Raw genomic sequence first — 15,210 nt, 5'->3', positions numbered from 1 at the left:
TGCGCGGGGGACGCGTGTACGGGTGGGCGGGCGCACGGGTCCTGCCGGCGGCTCGTGCTGCGCGCCACCGGTTCATGGGCCGTCATGTCGGCCCGGGTGGGCGGCGATGGCGGCCGGACCGGCGAGGGGCGGGGCCGGCGGTGGTCGGCCCGGAGGTGATCGGGACCGTCGGCGGTAGGAGCCGTGGGTGCTCGGGACTGCTCACCGGCATCGTCTGTTCAGTGCCTGCATCCGGGCGATGAGCCCGGCGCCGGCGGGCGACCCGCCCAACTGGCCGGCGCCCTCGGTGCCGAACCGGCCGGCGCGACCGCCGGGCGCGTCGGCGAGGGGTGCGAACGGGTGTCTGTGGTCCTCCGTGGTTCTCACGCTCATGGCCACACTCTGACATCCGTCAGGTCACGATGGCATAAACATCCGTACGCCGTCGCCGCGCGGTCCTTATGTGCCCGGTACACCGCTCCCGTCCGCCGCTCATCGGCGGCTCATCAGCCGCTCATCGGCCCCTCATCCGCGCAGGTGGGCCAGGAGCCGCGCGTCCTCCGGGTAGGGCCGCTCCCGCGGCAGCAGCGCCTCCGCGGCCGCCGACTCCCCCTGCCGTACGAGCGCGTGGACCTCGCGGGCGAGGGCGGTGACGTCGGTGATGCCGACCGTCCAGTCGTCGGCGTAGCGGCGCGCGGCCTCCCCGGCGAGCCCGAGTTGGAGCGAGCGGTGCGGCAACGGCCGCAGGTGCAGGTCGCGTTCGGGGTCCCACTGGACCCGGGCCGGGGCCCGCCTCAACTCCCGCCGCCAGGCGCCGTGGTCGGTGTGGAGCGCGGGGTCGTAGTGCGCCAGGCAGGCGTGTTCCAGCGCCCAGGCGAAGCCCTCCCGGGTGATCTCGACGGCGAGGACGGTCTCCTGGCCCTCCTTCTCACCCCACCCGCAGCGGTACATCATCCACAGGAAGGACGGCTTGATCCACGTCATCCGGTCCCGTTTCCAGGCCGCGGGGAAGCGGCCGTCGCGCGCCGCGGGCTCGCCGATGTGCGGCGCGTACGCCTGGTAGACGGTCACGGTGGAGGCGGTGTGCAGGGCGCGTATCTGCTGCCGGGGTGCTGCCATGTCCCCCACCCTCACCGCCGCCGCCCCGCGGCCGCCACCGGTTTACGGCGCCCGGCGCCGCCACCGGTTCGCGTGCCGGCGCGCTACCGGTTCACGCGCCCGCCGCCGTACGGGACCGCAGGCGGCGCAGCATGCGGGGGTCCTCGAAGCCGACCGCGCGGGCGGCGGCGTCCGCGGTGGCGCCGTGGCTGATGAGGTGCTCGGCGCGTTCCAGGCGCAGGGCCTGCTGGTAGCGCAGCGGGGTGAGCCCGCCGGTGGCGCGGGTGAACAGGCGGGTGAGGGTGCGCTCGCTGACGCCCGCCGCCGCGGCGAGGACCGGCAGCGGCAGCGGCTCGGCGAACCGCGCGTCGAGCAGGTCCTGCGCCCGGTGCACGGTGTCGTCCGGGTGCGACCGGTGCCGGAACATGGCGCTGGCCTGCGGTTCGTGGCCGTTGCGCCGGGTGTGGACGACCATGTCGCGGGCGACCCGCGCGGCCGCGGCCGGTCCGTGCCAGGTGGCGACGAGGTGCAGTGCCAGGTCGATGCCGCTGGCGATCCCGGCCGAGGTGACCACCCGGTCGTCGGCGACGTAGAGGACGTCGCGGACCACCACGGCCGCGGGGTGGCGGCGGGCCAGCTCGTCCTGCACGTCGTGGTGGGTGGTGCAGCGGCGCCCGTCGAGCAGCCCGGCCCGGCCGAGCGCCTCCGCCCCCGCGCAGACCCCGGCCACCGTGCCGCCCCGGGCGTGGTGGTCGCGCAGCGCCCGCAGGACGGCCGGGCCGATGGCGGGGCCGACCGGGCCGCGGGCGCCCGGCACGGCGGCCGGCGACCGCCAGCCGGGCACCACCACCAGGTCCGCCGGGCCGAGTTCGGGCCACTCCGTCCCCGCCACCACCGGCAGCCCCTGCGCGGTCCCGACCACCGGCTGCTCGGCGACGTACTCCAGGGTGCAGGGGTGCCCGAAGCCCGCCGCGGTGGAGAAGACCTGCGCGGGGCCGGCCAGGTCCAGCAGGTGGACGCCGGGGACGAGGAAGAAGACGATACGGCTCACGGTCCGGCCATCATGCCGGGTGCGCGCCGCCGTCGGCGGCGGGGTCCCGGTCCTCGGACGTTCGCGCGGCCGCCGCTTCCAGCTCCGCGACGGTCGCGATGGTGGCGAAACGCCCGGCGAGCGCGTACTCGGTCCGCCGGATGACCTCCTGCGCGCTCAACGTCCGCGGGTCCGCGAGCAGTTCGGCGACGCTCCGCCCGGCGGGCGCGTCGCGGTGCGGGATCGGATCGGTGGCGGTGGCATCGACGACGAAGGTGACCTGGTAGCCGAAGTCGCTCGCGATCCGCGCGGTGGTCTCCACGCACTGCTCGGTGCGGATGCCGCACACGGCCACCTCGCGCACGCCGCGCCCGGTGAGGATCTGCTGGAGGTTGGTGGTGGTGAAGGCGTTGTGCGCGGTCTTGTGGAGCAGCGGCTCGTCGTCCCGGCGCCGCAGCCCGTCCATCAGGCGGACGTGGCCCAGCGCCGGGTCGAACACGCCGCCGCTGCCGGGCTCGGTGTGCAGCACCCACACCACGAGGTCGCCCGCCTGCCGGGCGAGCTCGACCAGCCGGCCCACCCGGTCGGCGATCCGCGGGTCGGAGACCGCCTGCCACAGCGGACGGGCACGGAAGGACTCCTGGACGTCGATGACGATCAGTGCACGGGTCATGTGCTGATCCTGGCCGCGCGGCGCCCGCCGGTGACAGGCCCCATCGGGTCGGGAAGCGGACCGATCCGGTCAGGCCCGCGGGCTCCTCACGCGTGGAGGAAGCCGTCGATCCGCGCGCGCAGACCGGCCGGGTCCAGGCCGTGCGCGGCGATGTGCTCCGGCGCGGAACCGTAGCGCCGCAGCTCCTCGCGGCGGGTGCCGAGCGCCAGCACCCGGTGCGGCCGGTCCGCGAGCGCGTCGGCTGCGAACGGCGCGGAGGTCCCCGCGAGATACGGCTCGACCAGCACCAGGTCGGCGGCGGCCGTACGCCCCACCGCCGCGCGCACCGCCGCCGCGTCGAAGGGCCGTACCGTCGAGGCGTAGAGCACCGTGACGTCGCGGCCCTCGGTCGCCGCCAGCACCGCGTCCAGCATCGGCCCGACCGCCAGCACGACGCCGGCGCGGCCCTCGCGCACCGTCTCGAAGCGGCCCGGGGCGACCGGGCGCGGCGCGCGGTTCGCCTGCTCGCTGAGGCGTACGTAGACCAGCCGGTCGCCGTCGGCCGCGGCGTGCCGCACCAGCGCCTCGGCCTCGTCGGGGTGGCCGGGCACGTGGACGGTCCAGCCGTCCAGGGTGTCCAGTAGCGCGACGTCGCCGGGCGCCTGATGGGTGCGGCCGCCCGCCGCGACGTCGTAGGAGGCGCCGGCGCTCACCAGGACGGCGCCGGCGCCCTGGTGGTTCAGGTCGAGCTTGACCTGTTCGAAGGGACGCTCCACCAGGAAGCTCGCGAAGGTGTGGACGATCGGGCGCAGGCCGGTCAGTGCGATGCCGCCGGCCGCGCTGACCAGGAGCTGTTCCCTGATGCCGACGTCGATCACGCGGTCGGGGTGGGCTTGGGCGGCGTCCTTGAAGCGGTCGCCGGAGATCACGGCGAGTACGACCGCGAGGCGCGGGTCCTCGTCGAGAAGGGTGCCGGCGACCGTGCAGAAGCGGTCACGCATGGTGTCCATGGAGTGGCTCCGATAGGAAAGGGGGCGGGGTGCCGGGCGGGGTCGGCGCTGCGGGATGGGGGGCTGCGGGCTCGGCGCCGGGATCGGCGCTCGGGCTCAGCTCTTGGGTTCCACCCGGGCGACCACCGCGTGCGGGCGGCCCGGGTGCGGCGCGGTGAACGCCTCGTACAGCGCTTCGTGGTCGCGTCCGTCCACGGTCACCGCGGACCAGCCCTCCATCGTGAAGCGGGCGGCGAGCCCGCCGGGCCAGCCGTAGGTCGCCGACTGGTTGTCCACGGCCACCACGTGCAGCCGGTCCAGGCCGACCGCCCCGGCGAACTGCACCGCCTCGTGGTTGCTGCCCTCGTCCATCTCCGCGTCGCCGACCAGCGCCCACACCGCGGGGCCGGTCCGTCCCTGCGCGCGCAGGCCGAGCGCGCTGCCGACCGCCAGCGGCAGCCCGTGCCCGAGCGAGCCCGAGCCGATCTCCACCCCCGGCACCAGCGTCCGGTCCGGGTGGTACCCGAGCGGCGAGTCGTACGTCCCGAAGCCCGGCAGCCACGCGCGCGGCACGAAGCCCTTCGCGGCGAGCACCGCGTAGTACGCCATCGGGCCGTGCCCCTTCGACAGCAGGAAGCGGTCCCGCCCGGGGTCGTCCGCGGTGTCCGGCCGAACCCGCAGCACCCGGTCGTACAGCACCCACAGCACGTCGAGGGTGGAGGTGGCCGCCGGGCCGTGCTTCTCGTCGCCGCTCATCAGCGACATCAGCGGTTGGAGGTCCTGGTAGCCGTACGGCCGCCCGTCGGGGTGGCCCGCCGCGGCCGGCGCGGCGGTTCGCGTCGTCGTCATGCCCCGACTGTGCAACTTCAAGCTCGCTTGAAGTCAAGCGCTACCGTGGAGGACGTGAGCCTTTCCAGCCGTGACCGCCTGACCATCGGCGAACTGGCCGCCCGCAGCGGCAACGCCACGTCCGCGCTGCGCTACTACGAGGAGATCGGCCTCATCCGCGCCGAGCGCACCGCCGGCGGCCAGCGCCGCTACCGCCGCGCCACGCTGCGCCGCCTCGCCTTCGTCCGGGCCGCCCAGCGGATCGGGCTGAGCCTGGAGGAGGTGCGCGACGCCCTCGCGCACCTGCCCGTCGACCACGTGCCCAGCTCGGCCGACTGGAGCCGGGTCGCCCGGGCGTGGCAGCAGCGGATCGACGCGCAGATCGCCGAGCTTCAGCAGCTGAAGGAGCAGCTCGGGGGGTGTGTGGGGTGCGGGTGCCTGTCGTTGAGCCGGTGCGGGTTGTACAACCCCGGGGATCGCGCCGCGGGGCAGGGGCCGGGGGCGCGGTATCTGCTGGGCGATACGCCCCCGGCGGGCTGAGCCGTCGCCGGGGGCCGGGGCCGTACGGGTGCGGGCCGGGGCCCTGCGGGGCGGCCGGGGCGGGGCGGGTCCGGGCCGCTTCTGGTGCGGGCGTCCGTACGCGGGCCGGGGGCGCCCCGGCCCCCTCCCCCGGGGCGCCCCTCAGCCCTGCCCTCAGCCCTGCGCGCCTTGCCGGGGCCGCGCTACATCCCCTCGACCTTGAACGGGTCGTGCTCGGCGAGCAGCTTGTCCAGCCGGGCCTGGTCCACCCGGCTCGTGACCTGCCCCTCCTGCTGACGGTCCCGGACCACCTTCGACAAGGTGAACGTCGCCGTCACCACATAGAGCAGCCCCACCGCCAGGAACGCCCGTACCCAAGCGTCCACCGGCAGGTACGCCACCCCCACCACCATCGCCCCCAGCGCCAGCCCGAACGAGATCGCGGCCTGCGCGGCATACGCAGCAGTCGTCTGCTGCTGCGGAATCACCTTGGTCATGCCCCCACCCTCGCCCCGGCCGGCCCCGCCCCACATGAGTACCCCTACTCACCGCCCACCCCGCGCCGCCCTCAATGTGCGGCAGAGCCTCCCCCCGAGTGCGATATAGTTCTCTTGCGCGATCACCCCGGGCCCCGCCCGGAAGATCAAGCATCGGGACGTGGCGCAGCTTGGTAGCGCACCTGACTGGGGGTCAGGGGGTCGCAGGTTCAAATCCTGTCGTCCCGACGGTGCACGCGAGGGCCCGCTGAACTGGCATATAGCCAGGCCAGCGGGCCCTTCGTCATTTTCGACCGGCGCTCCCACGTCGCGAGCAGCCGAGCTTCCGGGAACCGGCTGGGGACCAACTGGGGACCACGGCTCCAGAAAACCCGCAGCTCACGACACTTTCGGCCGCCTTCGCGGCCGTCCCTTCACGTCCCGGCTTTGTACGGTTTCTACAATCCGTGAAGCCTTGCCGACGGGAAAGGAGGGGGCGGTGGAAGGTCGGGTTTGGCAACCAGGTGGGCGTTGAGGGTGTGGCCGGCATCGACGACGGAGCGCAGGTCGGGATGGAGGTAGCGCTGGGTGGTGGTGAGCGAGCCGTGTCCGGCAATCAACCGCATTACGTGGAGGGGAACTCCGGCGTCGGCCATCCATGTGAGGCCGGTGTGGCGCAGGTCGTGGCGGCGCAGGTGCTGGTAGCCGAGGGCGTTGACGACTTCGTCCCAGTGGGTGGCGTCGCGCAGCACCGCGGTGGTGATGCGTCCGCCGCGTGGCCCGGTGAAGAGACGGGCGTCGGGTTGGTTTCCGGTGGCGAGTACACGTGGGTCGGTCAAATGAACGGTGCAATCCGGGTGGTTGGGGTTACTGACGGGCTGCGGAGAGTCGGCCGTCGAAGGTGATGTCGAAGGCATTCAGTGCGGTCTTCCAGCGCATGGTCCAGCGGGCCTGGCCATCGCCAGCCAGCCCGCCCCCTGATCCGGTCCCGCACGGCCGGCCAGGATTTCCGCGATCGACCACCTGGGGAGCAGGAATGCCATCGTGCTCGGACTCGGCCCAGAAGACCCAGTCAGGAGCCGGAGGCCGTCACGTGGGCCCGCGAAAGAGCAGGGCTGACCAAACGCGCCCTCGCCGGACGGGTGGGGATATCCGAGCAGCTCATGGGGGAGATCGAATCGGGCTGGCGCAGCACTACACCGTCCAACCTGCTCAAGATCGCTGCGGCGGTGCACTGCCCAGTCGTGGTCCTCGAGCGCAAGCGCGGGTTCAACACTGACGATGCCGGCAGCTGACGGCTTCAGCCACCTCTCGGTCGCGAGGCGCTTCGCTGGTGCTCAGCTGCGGCGGATCAACTGCCGGGAGATCAGGGCCGGTTCTTCCGAGGTGATCAGCCGGGAGGCATGTCCTTGCCCGGCAAGATGCAGTCCCGGTGCCAGTAACACCAACCGAGATAGATCTCCGACTTAGGCGGGAGGGCGCCGCCCTCCCGAGCTCACTGGCCGCCCCCGTCCTGCTGACCGGCGACAATGAGCGCGCCGCCCGGCATCTGGCCGCCCAGGTCGGCATCACCGACGTCCGCGCCGGACCGCTCTCCGAGGACAAGGTCGCCGCCGTCAAGGAGTAGGAGCGGCACGGCCCACGGTCACGGTATGCCGCGGCTGCTGCTGCGGCACACCGAAGGTCCCCGGACTCGATCACGCCGCTCGTCACCAATTCCAGTGCCGGAAGAGGTGTTTCACCCACGCGACCGGTCCGAGCGGTGCCGGTGCCGGTGATAAACGTTTCTCGGGCCCGCATCGGTGACCTACTTGACATCGATGACCACGGCGGTCCGACGGATGAAGGTGCTGCCCACGGCAGAGCGGAGGAGGAAGTCCGCGACATTCGTGCGAGAGGTCGAGGGGAAGAGGGGCATCTTCTTGACGTCCTCGAGCGCAGCGGCGCTGTAGCGCGTGCTGCCACCGTTGTTCAGCGCTCCGGGATACTCGAGGGTCCACTTCAGATCGCTGGCCTTCAAGAGCACTTCCGAGGCGGCCTTGTCCGCGTAGGTCTTCCGCAGCACGGTTCGGAAGAGAGGGCTCACGAGGAATGACGCCTTGGCGAGGGAGTCGCCGACTCCGAACGCGGACAGCAGGACGAAACGGTCGACGCCAGAGGTCTCCGCAGACGCGATGACCGCGCGGACCATGTCGGTGATCAGCGCCGGGATCTCGCCGGCCTCCTTCACCCCGAGCGTGCTGATGACCGCGTCGTGGCCCTGGGCCGCCTTCGCGATCACGGCAGCGTCGGTGACGTCACCGGTGACGACCCGAGCGCGTGGGTCAACGGCGGAACCGGCCCGCCTGACGACAGCAGTGACCTGGTGTCCCTCGTCGAGCGCCTTCTTGACGAAGAGGACACCGGTTCGCCCCGTTGCTCCAAGGACAAGAAACTTCACGGTATTTCCCTCTCTGTTGACGGATGAACGGGTGCACCGGCGTTGCGGCCGAGCGCAGGGCGCCCGGCTCCCGCCCATGCCGCGGCAGAGCCACCGCCCATGCCTCTGCTGACGGCGGCCTGTGCGGCGCCGGTCCTGCGCCCGGGGGCTGCACGTCTCCGCAACCGTGCCGTTCAGCTCGGGATATCGTCAAGATGGCTTACAAGATTAGTCAGTTTTCGTGACCGAGTCAAGATCGCGGCCAGGTAGGTCCTGGTGAGGATGGGCTTGGATTCAACGCGATCGGCCGAGCATAGCCGTCCAGATAGGCGGCGAGATCGACGTTCGGCGGGTGTCGCCCGCGCCTCGTCGCCTCGCGTCGACCACCGTTTGCCATTGGTTCGCATGCGTGACTATTATAGTCAGGAAAATTGACTAGCTTGGATGGCGGCTCCGACGAAGGAGCGGGCGGTGCGACCCAAGGACCGCCCACATCCAGAGGACTGAGGGAAAAGGACCAGAACCCATGATCTTGATCACCGGAACCACCGGCACTGTCGGTTCGGAAGTCATCAAAGCGCTGCTCCCCGCTCGGGGCGGCAATCTGCGGGTCCTCACCCGCGATCCCGGCGCAGTCTTCCCCGACGGTGCCCAGAAGGTCGTCGCCGATCTCGGCGACAGCGAGCTGGCACCCGTACTGGACGGTGTGCAGGCGGTGTTCTCGATAACCCACGGGCTCAACATCGCCGCACACGATCAACGACTCGTGGCCGCGGCACAGCGAGCGGGCGTGGAGCGGATCGTCAAGCTTTCCGTACGCAACGTCGGGCGCGACGGCACCGACCCGATCACCACCTTGCACCGGGCCGGCGAGGAAGCGATCCGCGACAGCGGCATCGGATGGACGTTCCTGCGCCCCACCGCATTCATGTCCAACGCACTCAACTGGGCAGGGGCGATCGCGGCCGATCGAGCCGTGTTCGCGCCGTTCGCCGCCGGCCGGGCCGCTGTCGTCGACCCGGAGGACATCGCCGCGGTCGCCGCGGCCTGCCTCACCCAGGACGGCCACCACCACCGTACCTACGAACTCACCGGCCCCGAACCGCTCAGCCCCGCCGACCAGGTGACGCTCCTGGGCGAGGTGCTGGGCCGCGACCTGCGCTACTTCGAAGCCGACCCGGCTGACATGGTCGCGCAGATGGTGTCCTACGGCATGCCCGAGGAGCAGGCGCAGGCCGTCACCGAGCTGTTCCGCTCCACCATGGAGCCGTACAACTCCGAGCCGACAGGCGATGTCGCCGCAATTACCGGGCGCCCTGCACGCACCTTCACCGACTGGGCCGAGGCCCACCGCGCCGCGTTCCCCACCCCCGACGCCGTCCAGGACACCGCAACCATCGAGGAGTCACGATGAGCGCCTTCGGGCCCCGAGTCGACACCCACGAGATGGTTCTGATCCACCGCGTCCTCCGGCGCGAGTTCGGTCAACTGCCTCGGCTGTTCCGCTCCGCGGCCGACGACCGGGCTCGATCCGAAGTCGTCGGCACGCATGCCCGCGAGATGCTGGACTTCCTGCACACGCACCACACCGGCGAGGATGAACTGCTCTTCCCCTTGCTCCGTGAGCGAGCCGCGCTCGACCCGGAGCTGATGGACCGGATGGACGCGCAGCACATGCAGGTCGACGACGCTGTGAGGGCTTTGGAGGCGGACCTGCCGGCGTGGACGACAAGCGCTGACGCCGCCGCCGGCGAGCGGATGGCGACCCGCGTCGAAGACACGATGCCGACGCTGATCACCCACCTGGCCGAGGAGGAGCAGCGCCTGCTCCCGATCGTCTCCGCCACGGTCACCCAAAGTGAATGGAACGCGCTCGCCAAGCACGGCATGAACGCGATTCCGCTCACGCGACGGCTGGTCATCCTCGGCCACATCACCGAGGAGGCCAGCGACGCCGAACGGCAGAAGTTCATGCAGGTCGTTCCGGCCCCAGCCCGCCTGGCCTACAAGTTGATCGGCCACCGCCAGTTCACCCGCGAAACCACCGCGATCCGCGGTTGACCGACCCGCGACCACGCGATGGACCGGGGCCTCTGCGGCGGAGTCGCAGCCGCGTCGCGTCGTGCGGGGCGCGGCGCGGCCACCGCGGGACCTGCTCACGGCGGTCGCGCTCCCGGCGCCGCTGATCGAGCGGCACGACGAGAACGGGGACAAGGACATGGCCTCGTGGCCGCGCACGATCAATCCCGCGTCGCACCGGGTCCGGGCCGTCACGTGTAGGGGTCGGTGATCTCGCGGAGTTGATCGAGAATCTGGTGCAGCAACGTGAAGTTGCGGGTGCCGAGGTAGGACTTCCACTCCGCGTAGATCTCATCGAGCGTGGCCATGGCCACCTTGACCGCACGCCGGCCGCGTTCCTCGATCACGATCAGCCGCGCACGGCCGTCCGTGGGGTCGGGGATCCGGCGGACGTAGCCCAGGCGTTCGAGCTGGTCGACCATCACGCTGGCGCTTTGCTTGGTCATCTGTGCCTGGTCGGCGAGGTCTTTGAGGCGCGAGCCGTCCGGGGCGATGCGTTGGAAGACCCGGCACTGAGCGAGCGTCCAGTCGTCGAACCCGGCATCCTGCAAGGCCCGGAAGAGCCGTTCCTCGGTGTACCGGTACGGGATGAACAACGACACTCCCAGGTCAACCCGTTGCCCGTCGTCCATGCCGCCCTCGGATCTGTCGCTCGCGCGCCCGGAAAGACCAGCCTTTTCGCACCCTATGGCAACGCCGCCATCAGCTGCTGATCCAGCAGGGACGTTGGGCCATCACGCAAACTAGTCAGGAATCTTTACAATGGTAGACATGAAGTCGCACCGATGGCAAACAGCCCTGACCCTGAGCCGCCGACCGGTTTGCGGTACCGAAGCGCCACTTCACCTTCGGTACACCGGCCCCGAAGTCGCGTCCGAGGGGACCGTCTCCTGGCCCGCGCCGATCGGACCGAGCTCGTCGCCGGGGTGCGAGCCGTGCCGCCCCGACCGGTCGGGTGAGCCTTTTCCATCCTGTCTGGCGAGGTGGTCAGTTGGGCTGACAGACAGGTGAAGCCCCTGGTAGATGGGTTTTCGACCAAGAAATCCGTCTCCACCAGAGGCTTCGTGTGCTCTTCAACCCGTCGGGCGTCGACGTGTCCAGTTCTGCCTTGCGTTTCCTGTCCGCCAAGCTGCGGCAGCGTCGCCGGGAGCTCGGCACCCGCTGGCGACGCCTGAGCGCTGACCGTCAGGCGCTCCGCACCCTTGCCCATCTCCGCAATGGCCACCCGTATGCCCAACTCGCGGCGGGGTTCGGCATCGGGACCACGACCGCGTACCGGTACATCACCGAGGCCGTCGAGGCCCTGGCCGCCCTCGCGCCGACCCTCGGGGAGGCGATGCGGACAGCATCGTCGAAAGCATTCGTGCTCCTGGACGGAACTCTTCTGCCGATCGACCGGATCGCTGCGGACCGGCCCTTCTACTCCGGGAAGCACAAGAAGCACGGCATGAACGTGCAGGTCCTCGCCGATCCCTTCGGCCGGCTGCTGTGGACCTCACCAGCCCTGCCCGGCGCCGTCCACGACGTACGGGCGGCTCGCGAACACGGCATCGTCGACGCACTCACCCAGGCCGACGCCCCGCGCTGGGCCGACAAGGGCCACCGCGGCGCCGGCGGAACCGTCCGCATCCCGTACTGGGGGCGATGGGCCACCCTGTCCGCCGGTCAGCAGGCAGCGAACCGGTCCCACGCAAAGATCCGCGCCCTCGTGGAGCAGGCCATGGCGACCCTCAAGTCCAGGCGCCTCCTTTCGCAAACTCCGATGCACCACCACCCGGATCACCAGCGTCGTCCAAGCCGTCCTCACACTGCATCTGGCCAGCTCAAACCGATGATGGAAAAGGCTCACCTGTCGGGGCTTCGGGTTTGCAGACCTACGCCCGTCGCGATCGACCAGAATTCCAGCAGGGCAGAAATTCGGAGAACACGGGGCTCGGCCCATTTTCACCAACGAAGACTACTCGCCAATCAAGGCAACATGCCCCCGCGACTTTCAGTGAAACTGCGAGAGAAATCCCGGATTTCAGCGTCGCTACTCTCGGCAGCTTTGCCGATCACGGCGCTCAGAGCTTCCCACGCTTCAACCTCGGCCAGCAGGTCAGCCAGCCTGAGATAGTCTTCGAGTTCACCGTCAGATAGGCACTCCAACGCTACCCGCACGAATTTCGATGGATCAATTTCTTTCCGAGCTGAGCGGATCGCCCCACGGGCGGGCAGCGCCCACCCAGTCGACAAGGAAAGGTCAATCAGCAGATCGATCAACTCCGGAACATCTTCAGGGAAGAGGTGGAGGAAATCCAAAGCGGCAGACCGATCCCATGCCGAACTGCTTGAAAGCGCCTTCGCCAGCAAGTCCACGCGCGAGGGCAACTGGTTCACGTCGGCGCGACATCGAGCGACCACCTGTTCGGCTGCCACCAAGGCACGCCATTCCTTCATCCCCAGGGCATCTCTTTCTGGACTCACAGCTTCTTCCCTATGTTCTGCCAGTTCATCCCTTGGATGAGCCCTACATAATCGTCGAACGACATGCGACGGGTTGGGTAGATGGTGTGGTGACCAAGTGCCCGCGGACCTCCGACTCCTCTACCGTCGGCGATAATACCCAAGCCGTCGGGAAGTGGCCCCGTAGGGGTACGAACCTGCCCCTTCAGTCCGATACGGCTGGCGTTCTCCACCGAATCAAACGTCGAGAGACCCTGCACATCCAGAGATTTAAGCTGCTCAGCAGTAGGCCCATTAACGAAGCCATCCGCATCCACATCGATATCTTTCCCCGGGCGAACCCTCGGCCCGCCCACCGTGTACAGAGGGCAGTTGCTGTTGTGAACGAGTACCGGAGTCTCGCCCGCCAGTACATAGTACGTGTGCAGCTGGTCGACGGTCAGGTTGTACATCGACGCAGTGCCGGACTTTGCCGTCAGGCTGAGGACCGTGGCGTGGGTGTCGGCCGCCGTGATGAGGGCGTGGCCGGGGTCAAGCTCTGCGGCGGGGACCCAGGCGTGCAGGGTGTCATCCCAGAAGGGGTGGTTGGCCGTCGTGTGCAGGGTCGAGCGCACACCGTCGGTCCTCTGTACGGTCAGGTCGACGAGATCCTCGTCGCGGTGGACGAGCCGCGCCGCGACCGTGCGGCTTCCTTCCCGCTTGCCAGTCTTCGGATTGGCAGTGGCGACCTCGTCCCCGGGTTTTACCTTGCCGATCGGCTTGCCCTTGCCGTCTTTCATCAGGATGGCGGTGCCCGGGGTGAAACTACACATGTCGCTCAGGGCAGACTTGATCCCGGATGCGCCGTTCAAGCTCTCATACAGCGTCCCTGCGGGTGGCAGTTCACCGCCACCGATAATAACGAGGTACGCACCGATGCCGGGCCCGCCTGTGAGGACGTTGTTGACGTCCGTTGGCAGTCCATGCGGTCCAGCTTCCGTCAGCACGTGGCCGTGCTTGACGATGACGCCGTTTTTCAAGCCCAATTTGATGAGGTCATAGGCCAATTGCATGGCCGCGTCCCAGTCCGCCCGGGAGCTCTTGAGTCCACATGAGCGGTATTCGTCGGCGCAGACGTCGATCTCGTTCTGCACCATTTGGGAGAAGTTTGGCTTGGCGAGGTTTCCATTGGGCTCAGGCAGTCCCAGCGCGCAGAAGATGGTTCTGGCGTGGGCGCACGGATCAGCGGGCGCCGGCTTCTTCTTCGTCGTGGGCTGTGTCGTCGGCTTCGGGCAGGCGACTCCGTCGTGGCTGTCCGCTCCGCATGCGAGATGGAGTCCGGAGGGGTCGCTGAAGGTGACGGGGTTGTTGTCGCTGTAGGTGTAACCGTTGATCTGTTGCGGATCACTGGTATCGAGGACCGGGTCCGGACTGGTGAATCGTCCGGTTGTCGGGTCGTAGTCCCGGGCGCCGAGTTGAGTGAGGCCCGTAGAGGTGTCCTGGGTTCCGCCGACGAAGCCTTCCTGACCGGGCCACGACGTAGGTTGGTCGCCGCGGGCTTCGCCGAAGGGGGTGGAGCGGCGCTGTTGCATCGCCTGGGTGGTGGCGCTGACCGCGAACTGGGACGTGCCCTGGTGGTCGCCGAGCAGGAAGCTCAGTTGATTGTCGTCGGTGCGGATGGCCTGGTTTCCGCCACCCAGATCGTAGTAGCGGGTGGCCTTGGCCACACCATCGGCGAGGGTGATCTTGGTCGTGCCGAGATCGAGGGTGGTGTCGCTGTCGGTGCGGGTGATCAGGCGGTTTCCGTCGGCGTCGTAGACGTAGGAGGCGACCGACTTGGTGCCACCGCTGCCGTCATCCTCAGTGACAGACGAGAGGTCGCCCTCGGCGTCCCAGTTCAGTGTCTGCGTGTCTCCGCCGACCGTGCGGGTCCGCGTGTTGCCGGTGCTGTCGTAGGTGTAGAGGTCCTTGGAGATACCGGTCGGGCCGCTGGTGTCCACTTCGGAGAGCGTGTGCGGCTGGGCGTTTGTCGCACCCGGGTAGGCGTAGGTGCGCTTCACGTCGTTCGCCGCAACGCCGCTGGCGTCGTGCACCGTCTCGGTCTTGCGGTTGCCGCTCAGGTCGTAGGTGTACGACTGCCAGTAGGGGGCCGGCCCGCCGAGAACCGCTGCACTCGGGGCGCCGCATGTCGCGGTGGTCTGCGCCCACGCCTCGGTGAGCCGACCGAGGTAGTCGTACGTGAAGCACTGGTCGTCCGTACCGTCACGGGAGACATCATCGATGGACGTGATGGTGCCGGCGTCGTTGTATGTGTAAGTGGACGACTTGTCAGTACCTGGAACGTCCTCACGGTCGACGCGCGAGTTGTTCAGCCGCTGTGTGCCCCACTGATAGGTGTCGGTGACCTGGGTCTTCTTCCCACCGCTCTGGTAGGTGAACTGCAACGGTTTGCCGGTGAGGCTGTAGGCGGTGTCGGTGAGGTAGGTGACGCCTCCGGTGCCGGTCAGCGCCGTGAGGCGCAGAGTGTCGTCATACGTGGGCGTGATCACTTCCGCAGGCAGAGAACCCGCGGCGGGATAACTCGTTGACTGGAGTGTGCCGTTGGCGTTGTACCTGACGTTCGACTGATAGGAGCCGGCCAGTCCCTCCTCGCCGGAGACCGACGGGATCGTCGTGGTGATCCGACCGGCCCGGTAAAGGCTGTCGTACAGGCTGTA

At 69.4% G+C, this 15,210-nt stretch carries 17 protein-coding genes, 1 tRNA gene and 2 pseudogenes; 8 read left to right on the top strand and 12 right to left on the bottom strand.

Going from position 1 to position 15,210, the window contains the following annotated elements; all coding sequences use genetic code 11:
• Window positions 1-201 precede the first annotated feature (201 nt).
• The 6 genes from AC3EVP_RS18295 to AC3EVP_RS18270 all read right to left on the bottom strand — a co-directional run bounded on the left by AC3EVP_RS18295 (window position 202) and on the right by AC3EVP_RS18270 (window position 4,597).
• Window positions 202-372: a hypothetical protein gene (locus AC3EVP_RS18295; protein ID WP_435131123.1), complete on the bottom strand. Its 171-nt coding sequence runs from the start codon at window positions 370-372 to the stop codon at window positions 202-204.
• Window positions 373-504: 132 nt separating this feature from the next.
• Window positions 505-1,098: a DUF4291 domain-containing protein gene (locus AC3EVP_RS18290; protein ID WP_435131121.1), complete on the bottom strand. Its 594-nt coding sequence runs from the start codon at window positions 1,096-1,098 to the stop codon at window positions 505-507.
• Between the two features lie 91 nt (window positions 1,099-1,189).
• Complete coding sequence (locus tag AC3EVP_RS18285; RefSeq protein ID WP_435131119.1) at window positions 1,190-2,128, bottom strand: GlxA family transcriptional regulator; 939 nt, start codon at window positions 2,126-2,128, stop codon at window positions 1,190-1,192.
• A 10-nt stretch (window positions 2,129-2,138) separates the two neighbouring features.
• On the bottom strand, window positions 2,139-2,780 hold the full coding sequence (locus AC3EVP_RS18280) for a cysteine hydrolase family protein (RefSeq protein ID WP_435131117.1): 642 nt from the start codon (window positions 2,778-2,780) through the stop codon (window positions 2,139-2,141).
• Window positions 2,781-2,866: 86 nt separating this feature from the next.
• Window positions 2,867-3,769 (bottom strand): transketolase family protein, encoded by a 903-nt coding sequence (locus AC3EVP_RS18275; RefSeq protein WP_435131115.1) that lies wholly within the window; start codon window positions 3,767-3,769, stop codon window positions 2,867-2,869.
• 96 nt (window positions 3,770-3,865) lie between these two features.
• Entirely contained in the window at window positions 3,866-4,597 is a 732-nt protein-coding gene (locus AC3EVP_RS18270; protein ID WP_335976724.1) for a transketolase, read from the bottom strand.
• A gap of 54 nt (window positions 4,598-4,651) precedes the next feature.
• On the opposite strand from AC3EVP_RS18270, the gene soxR reads away from it, so the two are divergent.
• Window positions 4,652-5,116, top strand: a complete 465-nt coding sequence (soxR, locus tag AC3EVP_RS18265; RefSeq protein ID WP_435131113.1) for a redox-sensitive transcriptional activator SoxR — start codon at window positions 4,652-4,654, stop codon at window positions 5,114-5,116.
• A 182-nt stretch (window positions 5,117-5,298) separates the two neighbouring features.
• Here the strand turns inward: soxR and AC3EVP_RS18260 are convergent, their stop codons facing one another.
• Window positions 5,299-5,592 carry a YiaA/YiaB family inner membrane protein gene (locus AC3EVP_RS18260; RefSeq protein ID WP_335976729.1) on the bottom strand — a complete coding sequence of 98 codons (294 nt, stop codon included), beginning with the start codon at window positions 5,590-5,592 and terminating at the stop codon, window positions 5,299-5,301.
• Between the two features lie 154 nt (window positions 5,593-5,746).
• Here AC3EVP_RS18260 and AC3EVP_RS18255 point away from each other — a divergent pair.
• A tRNA-Pro gene (locus AC3EVP_RS18255) sits at window positions 5,747-5,820 on the top strand.
• Window positions 5,821-6,029: 209 nt separating this feature from the next.
• Here the strand turns inward: AC3EVP_RS18255 and AC3EVP_RS18250 are convergent.
• Window positions 6,030-6,410, bottom strand: a complete 381-nt coding sequence (locus AC3EVP_RS18250; RefSeq protein ID WP_435131110.1) for a tyrosine-type recombinase/integrase — start codon at window positions 6,408-6,410, stop codon at window positions 6,030-6,032.
• Window positions 6,411-6,491: 81 nt separating this feature from the next.
• Here AC3EVP_RS18250 and AC3EVP_RS18245 point away from each other — a divergent pair, with 81 nt between their 5' ends.
• The 3 genes and pseudogenes from AC3EVP_RS18245 to AC3EVP_RS18235 all read left to right on the top strand — a co-directional run.
• Window positions 6,492-6,866: a helix-turn-helix transcriptional regulator gene (locus AC3EVP_RS18245; RefSeq protein ID WP_435131108.1), complete on the top strand. Its 375-nt coding sequence runs from the start codon at window positions 6,492-6,494 to the stop codon at window positions 6,864-6,866.
• Between the two features lie 137 nt (window positions 6,867-7,003).
• On the top strand, window positions 7,004-7,198 hold the full coding sequence (locus AC3EVP_RS18240) for a hypothetical protein (RefSeq protein WP_435131107.1): 195 nt from the start codon (window positions 7,004-7,006) through the stop codon (window positions 7,196-7,198).
• Window positions 7,198-7,281: pseudogene (locus AC3EVP_RS18235) on the top strand ((2Fe-2S) ferredoxin domain-containing protein); the annotation flags it as partial. The gene AC3EVP_RS18240 and the pseudogene AC3EVP_RS18235, both read left to right, overlap by 1 nt.
• A gap of 97 nt (window positions 7,282-7,378) precedes the next feature.
• Here AC3EVP_RS18235 and AC3EVP_RS18230 read toward each other — a convergent pair.
• A complete protein-coding gene (locus AC3EVP_RS18230; RefSeq protein ID WP_435131106.1) occupies window positions 7,379-8,011 on the bottom strand; it encodes an NAD(P)-dependent oxidoreductase in 633 nt (210 codons plus the stop codon).
• Window positions 8,012-8,516: 505 nt separating this feature from the next.
• Between AC3EVP_RS18230 and AC3EVP_RS18225 the strand changes: the two genes are divergently transcribed.
• Window positions 8,517-9,404 (top strand): NmrA family NAD(P)-binding protein, encoded by an 888-nt coding sequence (locus AC3EVP_RS18225; RefSeq protein ID WP_435131104.1) that lies wholly within the window; start codon window positions 8,517-8,519, stop codon window positions 9,402-9,404.
• A complete protein-coding gene (locus AC3EVP_RS18220) occupies window positions 9,401-10,051 on the top strand; it encodes a hemerythrin domain-containing protein (RefSeq protein ID WP_435131102.1) in 651 nt (216 codons plus the stop codon). The genes AC3EVP_RS18225 and AC3EVP_RS18220 overlap by 4 nt, the downstream gene beginning before the upstream one ends.
• Window positions 10,052-10,260: 209 nt before the next feature.
• Here AC3EVP_RS18220 and AC3EVP_RS18215 read toward each other — a convergent pair whose 3' ends face one another.
• Window positions 10,261-10,701: a MarR family winged helix-turn-helix transcriptional regulator gene (locus AC3EVP_RS18215; RefSeq protein WP_435131100.1), complete on the bottom strand. Its 441-nt coding sequence runs from the start codon at window positions 10,699-10,701 to the stop codon at window positions 10,261-10,263.
• A 434-nt stretch (window positions 10,702-11,135) separates the two neighbouring features.
• On the opposite strand from AC3EVP_RS18215, the pseudogene AC3EVP_RS18210 reads away from it, so the two are divergent.
• A pseudogene (locus AC3EVP_RS18210) lies at window positions 11,136-11,904 on the top strand (IS5 family transposase).
• Between the two features lie 133 nt (window positions 11,905-12,037).
• On the opposite strand, the gene AC3EVP_RS18205 reads toward AC3EVP_RS18210, so the two are convergent.
• On the bottom strand, window positions 12,038-12,508 hold the full coding sequence (locus AC3EVP_RS18205) for a hypothetical protein (protein WP_435131098.1): 471 nt from the start codon (window positions 12,506-12,508) through the stop codon (window positions 12,038-12,040).
• Window positions 12,509-12,531: 23 nt separating this feature from the next.
• Window positions 12,532-14,586 carry an RHS repeat-associated core domain-containing protein gene (locus AC3EVP_RS18200; protein ID WP_488179806.1) on the bottom strand — a complete coding sequence of 685 codons (2,055 nt, stop codon included), beginning with the start codon at window positions 14,584-14,586 and terminating at the stop codon, window positions 12,532-12,534.
• Between the last annotated feature and the right edge of the window lie 624 nt (window positions 14,587-15,210).

Source organism: Actinacidiphila sp. bgisy144, assembly GCF_057708105.1.
This window is presented reverse-complemented; position numbering and strand designations above follow the sequence as displayed.

What these genes read in the sequence shown, in the direction of transcription:
- AC3EVP_RS18260 (WP_335976729.1), bottom strand. Translation starts at nt 5,592, where the DNA reads ATGACCAAGGTGATTCCGCAGCAGCAGACGACTGCTGCGTATGCCGCG.
- AC3EVP_RS18280 (WP_435131117.1), bottom strand. Translation starts at nt 2,780, where the DNA reads ATGACCCGTGCACTGATCGTCATCGACGTCCAGGAGTCCTTCCGTGCC.
- AC3EVP_RS18220 (WP_435131102.1), top strand. Translation starts at nt 9,401, where the DNA reads ATGAGCGCCTTCGGGCCCCGAGTCGACACCCACGAGATGGTTCTGATC.
- AC3EVP_RS18295 (WP_435131123.1), bottom strand. Translation starts at nt 372, where the DNA reads ATGAGCGTGAGAACCACGGAGGACCACAGACACCCGTTCGCACCCCTC.
- AC3EVP_RS18205 (WP_435131098.1), bottom strand. Translation starts at nt 12,508, where the DNA reads ATGAAGGAATGGCGTGCCTTGGTGGCAGCCGAACAGGTGGTCGCTCGA.
- AC3EVP_RS18225 (WP_435131104.1), top strand. Translation starts at nt 8,517, where the DNA reads ATGATCTTGATCACCGGAACCACCGGCACTGTCGGTTCGGAAGTCATC.
- AC3EVP_RS18290 (WP_435131121.1), bottom strand. Translation starts at nt 1,098, where the DNA reads ATGGCAGCACCCCGGCAGCAGATACGCGCCCTGCACACCGCCTCCACC.
- AC3EVP_RS18270 (WP_335976724.1), bottom strand. Translation starts at nt 4,597, where the DNA reads ATGACGACGACGCGAACCGCCGCGCCGGCCGCGGCGGGCCACCCCGAC.
- AC3EVP_RS18275 (WP_435131115.1), bottom strand. Translation starts at nt 3,769, where the DNA reads ATGGACACCATGCGTGACCGCTTCTGCACGGTCGCCGGCACCCTTCTC.
- AC3EVP_RS18215 (WP_435131100.1), bottom strand. Translation starts at nt 10,701, where the DNA reads ATGGACGACGGGCAACGGGTTGACCTGGGAGTGTCGTTGTTCATCCCG.